Annotated in this window: 6 protein-coding genes; 5 read left to right on the top strand and 1 reads right to left on the bottom strand. The window is 70.3% G+C overall.

Annotation, left to right across the window (positions count from 1 at the left end; all coding sequences use genetic code 11):
* The first annotated feature begins 9 nt into the window (after positions 1-9).
* Together FV230_RS23490 and FV230_RS23485 are read left to right on the top strand one after the other, a co-directional pair.
* Entirely contained in the window at positions 10-1,836 is a 1,827-nt protein-coding gene (locus FV230_RS23490) for an ABC transporter ATP-binding protein (RefSeq protein ID WP_147844112.1), read from the top strand.
* 89 nt (positions 1,837-1,925) lie between these two features.
* Positions 1,926-2,852, top strand: coding sequence for a cell envelope integrity EipB family protein (locus tag FV230_RS23485; protein WP_243933386.1), 927 nt, complete (start codon positions 1,926-1,928; stop codon positions 2,850-2,852).
* 15 nt (positions 2,853-2,867) lie between these two features.
* Here the strand turns inward: FV230_RS23485 and FV230_RS23480 are convergent, their stop codons facing one another.
* Positions 2,868-3,179, bottom strand: a complete 312-nt coding sequence (locus FV230_RS23480; RefSeq protein ID WP_147728254.1) for a DUF3572 domain-containing protein — start codon at positions 3,177-3,179, stop codon at positions 2,868-2,870.
* A 79-nt stretch (positions 3,180-3,258) separates the two neighbouring features.
* Between FV230_RS23480 and FV230_RS23475 the strand changes: the two genes are divergently transcribed.
* The 3 genes from FV230_RS23475 to FV230_RS23465 form a co-directional block, all read left to right on the top strand.
* Positions 3,259-3,630, top strand: coding sequence for a response regulator (locus tag FV230_RS23475; protein ID WP_147728258.1), 372 nt, complete (start codon positions 3,259-3,261; stop codon positions 3,628-3,630).
* Positions 3,631-3,691: 61 nt separating this feature from the next.
* A complete protein-coding gene (locus FV230_RS23470) occupies positions 3,692-5,065 on the top strand; it encodes a PleD family two-component system response regulator (protein WP_147728255.1) in 1,374 nt (457 codons plus the stop codon).
* Positions 5,066-5,252: 187 nt separating this feature from the next.
* A partial coding sequence (locus tag FV230_RS23465) for a carboxyl transferase domain-containing protein (protein ID WP_281407511.1) occupies positions 5,253-5,854 on the top strand: 602 nt, incomplete at its 3' end.

Genomic DNA, 5,854 nt, shown 5'->3' with positions numbered 1-5,854 from the left:
AGGCGACACATCTCCGAACGCTTCGGATCGCTGCGCTACCTGCCGGCCCTGTTCGCGCAGGTCCGCGCCGCGAGCCCGCGCCTGTTCGCCGCCAGCCTCGCACTGCGCCTCGTCGGCGCCGGGCTGCCGGTGGCGACCCTGTGGCTCGCGAAGCTGATCCTCGACGCGATCGTCGCGGAACATGCCCGGCCGCGGGCGACGCCGATGAGCGTCGATGCGTGGCTCTCGGACCCGCACCTGTCGCGGCTCGCGGCCTTGGTCGCGGCCGAACTCGCCCTGGCGATCCTCTCCGACCTGATCGGACGCCTCAGCACGTTGGTTGACGGGTTGGTCGCCGACCTCTATTCCAACGCCGCCTCGCTCCGGCTGATGCGCCATGCGGCGGCCCTCGACCTCGCGCAGTTCGAGGACAGCGCACAGCAGGACCGGCTTGAGCGGGCGCGCCGGCAGGTCACCGGGCGCACCAGCCTGATCGCCCAGGTGTTCGGGCAGGGGCAGGCCCTGGTGACTTTGCTCTCGTTCGCCGCGGGCGTCGCGGTCTACACCCCGTGGCTGATCGTGCTGATCGCGGCGGCGCTGGTGCCGGCCTTCCTCAACGAGGCGCACTTCACCCGAGCCGGTTACCGCCTCGCCTGGATCCGCACCCCGGAACGGCGGCGGATCGACTACCTGCGCTACCTCGGCGCCAGCGTCGAATCGGCCAAGGAGGTCAAGCTGTTCGGCCTGAACGGCTACATCACCGACCTCTATGCCGGCCTCGCCGACAAGGTGGTGGCCGACAACCGCGCGCTGGCGATCCGCCGCGCCGGCTGGGGCGGCGCCTTCGCGGCGCTCGGCACGCTGGCCTACTACGCCGCCTACGCCGTCATCGTCTGGCGCACTGTGGCGGGCGGCTTCTCGATCGGCGATCTCGCCTTCCTTGCCGGCGCCTTCCAGCGCCTGCGCGGGCTGATCGAGGGCCTGCTGCTCGGGTTCACCCAGATCGCCGGGCAGACGCAGTACCTCGAGGACCTGTTCTCGTTCTTCGCGATCGCGCCGTCGATCCGCTCGCCCGAGACCCCGGCACCCCTGCCGGCGACGATCCGCCAGGGCCTCGCCTTCGAGGATGTCGGCTTCCGCTATCCCGGCGTCGACGCGTGGGCGGTGCGGCACCTGAGCTTCACCCTCGCGGCGGGCGAGACCCTGGCGCTCGTCGGCGAGAACGGGGCCGGCAAGACCACGATCGTCAAGCTGATGACCCGGCTCTACGACCCGACCGAGGGGCGCATCCTGCTCGACGGCCTGCCGCTGCAGGCCTACGACCTCGACGCGCTCCGCGGCCGCATCGGTGCGATCTTCCAGGATTTCGTCCGCTTCGACCTCACCGCCGGCGAGAACGTCGCCGTCGGGCGGATCGAGGCCCGGGACGATGCCGAGCGCATCGGCCGTGCGGCTGTGCGCGGCCTCGCCGACGCGGTCATCGCGCGCCTGCCGGCCGGATACGACCAGCCCCTCGGCAAGCGCTTCGACGGCGGCGTCGACCTGTCCGGGGGCCAGTGGCAGAAGATCGCCCTGTCCCGGGCCTACATGCGCGACGCCGAGATCCTGATCCTCGACGAGCCGACGGCCGCGCTCGACGCGCGCGCCGAGTACGACGTGTTCCGCCGCTTCCGCGACCTCAGCGCCGGGCGGGCCGCGGTGCTGATCTCGCACCGATTCTCCACCGTTCGGATGGCCGATCGCATCCTGGTGCTGGAGGACGGAAAGGTGCTCGAAGCCGGCACGCACGACGCGCTCGTCGCCCTCGGCGGACGCTACGCCGAGCTGTTCGAGCTTCAGGCGGCCGGCTACCGCTGATCCGGCGCCCGGCATTGCTCCGGGCCCGGCACCCACTACCTGCAGCCTGCGCCTCAACTTCGGCCGTCACCGCCTCGGGAGTTTTCACGATGCCACGCCACGCCACCGCCCTCGTCGCCGCGTTCCTCGCCGGCGCGGCCTGCTTCGGCGGCATGGCCCATGCGGCGCCGGCCACGCCCGACGCCTCGGCCAAGCCGGCGCCCGAGGCGGCAAAGCCCGAGGATCCGAAGCCCGGAAAGCCCGAGCCGGTGATCCTCGCCAACCACAAGGCGGTCTACGACCTGTCGCTCGCCTCCACCGGCGGGACCCGGGCGGTCGAGAGCGCGCGCGGGCGCATCGTGATCGAGTTCAAGGGCGACTCCTGCCGCGGCTACACCATGCAGACCCGCCAGGTGACGGTGCTCGAATCCGGCGAGAGCGGCAGCCGGACCTCGGACCTGCGCAACACCACCTTCGAGGGCGGCGAGGCCCGCGATTTCCGCTTCCGCACGGTGACGGTGCTGAACGGACAGCCGAGCCCGGCCGTCGACGGCACCGCGGATGCGAGCGGCGACGCGTTCAAGGTCCGGCTCAAGGAGCCGAAGAAGGACCAGTTCACCGCCGCCGGCCCGGTGCTGTTCCCGAGCCTGCACATGCGCCGCCTCGTCCAGGCCGCGCGGGCCGGCGACACCACGATGTCGGCCAAAGTGTTCGACGGGTCGGACGACGGCCGCAAGGTCTACGACACCCTGGCCGTGATCGGCCGCCGTGCGACGGCGCCGGCGAACGCCGCCGCGTCGGACCGCGACAAGCCGCTGCACGAGGGTGCGATGGCCGCCGTGCCGCACTGGCCGGTGACGCTGAGCTACTTCACGCAAGGGGAGGGCGAGCGCACGCCGATCTACACCCTTACCTTCGACCTCTACGAGAACGGGGTCAGCGGCGCGCTCAAGCTCGACTACGGCGACTTCGCGATCCTCGGCGACATGACCCGCCTCGAGCTCGACAAGGCGCCGGACAAGCCGTGCGCCCCGTAGCCGGCACGCGGCCCTTTAGAACTCGTCGGATTGTTGCGGCGAGAGCCGTCGCCACGCCGCCGCGATGCGCTCGGGCTTGATGTCGAGCCCCTGCGCGCAGGCGAGCAGCACCGGCTCGTCGCCCATGACGTGGTCGAGCACGCCGACGAGGAAGGCCGGGTCGGACAGCGACGCGCGGACGTCCTCGGGCGACAGCCCGGTCGCGTTGAGGAACGGGAACAGGCGGTCCTCGTCGGCGACCATCCAGCCGAGCACGTCGACGGCCAGGTTGTGGTCGGCGGCGGTGGCTCGCGTCGACCCATCGTCTTGAAGTGATTTGCGATTCATCAACATCTGTCGCTTACAAAGGCGTGAGGTCGGGTAACGTCCCGTAAAGGACGCGCGGCGGCACCGGGATCGAAGCGTGATGACGAAAACGGTGTTGATCGTCGAGGACAACGAACTGAACATGAAGCTCTTCAACGACTTGTTGGAGGCCCACGGTTACGCGACCCTCAAGACGGCCAACGGCATCGAGGCGATCGAGCTCGCGCGTGCCCACCATCCCGACCTGATCCTGATGGACATCCAGCTTCCCGAGGTTTCGGGGCTCGAGGTGACCAAGTGGCTCAAGGAGGACGACGACCTCAAGCACATTCCCGTCGTCGCCATCACCGCCTTCGCCATGAAGGGGGACGAGGAACGCATTCTCGAGGGCGGTTGCGAGGCATATTTGTCCAAACCGATCTCCGTCGCGAAGTTTTTGGCAACGGTTCGCACGTATCTTGCCGACAAGTAAGGTCCGGATCGAGCCCTCGACGGCGCCTGCGATCGCCCGCTGAAACCTTGTGCGAGGAACGATGTCGGCCCGCGTCCTGATCGTCGACGACCTCTTCCCGAACGTGAAGCTTCTCGAAACGAAGCTCGCGCTGGAATACTTCGACACCGTCGCGGCCATGAACGGCCCGGACGCGATCGCGATCTGCGAGAAGGGCCTGTGCGACCTCGTCCTCCTCGACGTGATGATGCCCGGCATGGACGGGTTCGAGGTCTGCCGCATCCTCAAGAACAACCCGCTCACCGCGCACCTGCCGGTGGTGATGGTCACGGCCCTCGACCAACCCTCGGACCGCCTGAAGGGCCTCGACGCCGGCGCCGACGATTTCCTGACCAAGCCGATCGACGACACCGCGCTGTTCAGCCGCGTCCGCAGCCTCGTGCGCCTGAAGGCCGTGACCGACGAGCTGCGCAGCCGCGCGCTCGCCTCGCGCGAGTTCGGCATGGGCGACCCGCTGGCGCTCGCCACCGCCGAGACCGGCCTCAACGCCAGCCTGCTGCTGGTCGAGGATCGGCGCGGCTCGGCCGAGCGGATGGCGGCGGCGCTCGGCCAGTTCCACGCGGTCACGCTCGAGACCGATCCGCAGGCGGCGATCCACGTGGCGGCCGAGGGCGGCTTCGACCTCGTCCTGGTCAGCCTCGACCTCGAGGGCTTCGACGGGCTGCGCCTGTGCAGCCAGCTGCGCAACCTGGAGCGGACCCGGCAGGTGCCGCTGATCATGCTGGCCGAGGCGCATGACCGCGCCCGCATCGTGCGCGGCCTCGATTTCGGTGTCCACGACTACCTGCTCCGCCCGATCGACCGCAACGAGCTGGTCGCGCGGGTCCGCACCCAGATCCGCCGCAAGCGATTCTCCGAGGTTCTGCGCAGCGCGGTGCAGGCGTCGATGGAGATGGCCGTCACCGACGGGCTCACCGGACTGCACAACCGGCGCTACCTCGACAACCACCTCGCCGGCCTGTTCTCCGATCCGCGGCTGCGCGAGCGCCCGGTCGCCGGGCTGATCCTCGACATCGATCACTTCAAGGCGATCAACGACACCCACGGCCACGAAGCCGGCGACGAGGTGCTGCGCACCTTCGCCGACCGCGTCCGCCTGCACACCCGCACCATCGACATCGTCGCCCGCTACGGCGGCGAGGAGGTGGTCATCATCCTGCCCGATGCCGGCCTCGCCGAGGCCCACGCCATCGCCGAGCGCATCCGCGAGCGGATCGAGGGCATGCCGTTCTCGATCCATCGCGACACACGCAGCGTCCCCGTCACCGTGTCGATCGGCGTCGCGACCCGTCAGCCCGAGGATGTCGGCCCCGGCGAGATGCTGAAGCGCGCCGACCTCGCGCTCTACCGCGCCAAGGCGCTGGGGCGGAACCGCGTCGAGGCCCAGGCGGCCTGACCCGTCCGATCGTCGCCGGATTCGGCGCGCACGCTTGGAACGGACGCATCCCTGCGGCGAAGGTCCGCCGGTTGACACCCGTCCGCGCTTCGCCAACACCCTGCGCCGTTCGCGGCCGGGGCCTTCGGCACCAGCGCCGCAGCCGCACCGGCCTTCGGATGGGAGTACTGTGACGACGATGGCGGCGATGCGCTCCTACCTCGATTTCGAGAAGCCCGTGGCCGAGCTTGAGGCGAAGCTGGAGGAACTCCGCGCCGTCGGCGCCCGCGACGGCGCCGTCGCGATCAGCGAGGAGGTCGGGCGGCTGGAGGCGAAGGCGGCGCAGGCGCTGGCCGAGATCTACGCCAACCTCACCCCCTGGCAGAAGACCCAGGTCGCCCGGCATCCGCAGCGGCCGCACTTCGTCGACTACTGCACCGGGCTGATCGAGGATTTCACGCCGATGGCCGGCGACCGCGGCTTCGGCGAGGACGCGGCGATCGTCGGCGGCATGGGTCGCTTCCGCGGCCGGCCGGTCTGCGTGCTCGGCCAGGAGAAGGGCGCGACCACCGAGACGCGCCTGCGGCACAATTTCGGGATGGCCCGCCCGGAAGGCTACCGCAAGGCGGTGCGCCTGATGGAGCTCGCCGACCGCTTCGGGCTGCCGGTTCTGGCCTTCGTCGACACCGCCGGCGCCTTCCCCGGCATCGAGGCCGAGGAGCGCGGCCAAGCCGAGGCCATCGCCCGCTCGACGGAGGCCTGCCTCGGCCTCGGCGTGGCGAACGTCGCGCTGGTGATCGGGGAGGGCGG

The sequence above is a fragment of the Methylobacterium sp. WL6 genome (genome assembly GCF_008040095.1).
GTDB lineage: Bacteria > Pseudomonadota > Alphaproteobacteria > Rhizobiales > Beijerinckiaceae > Methylobacterium.
Note: the sequence above shows the minus strand (reverse complement) of the source record. Positions and strands in the feature narration are given on the sequence as shown.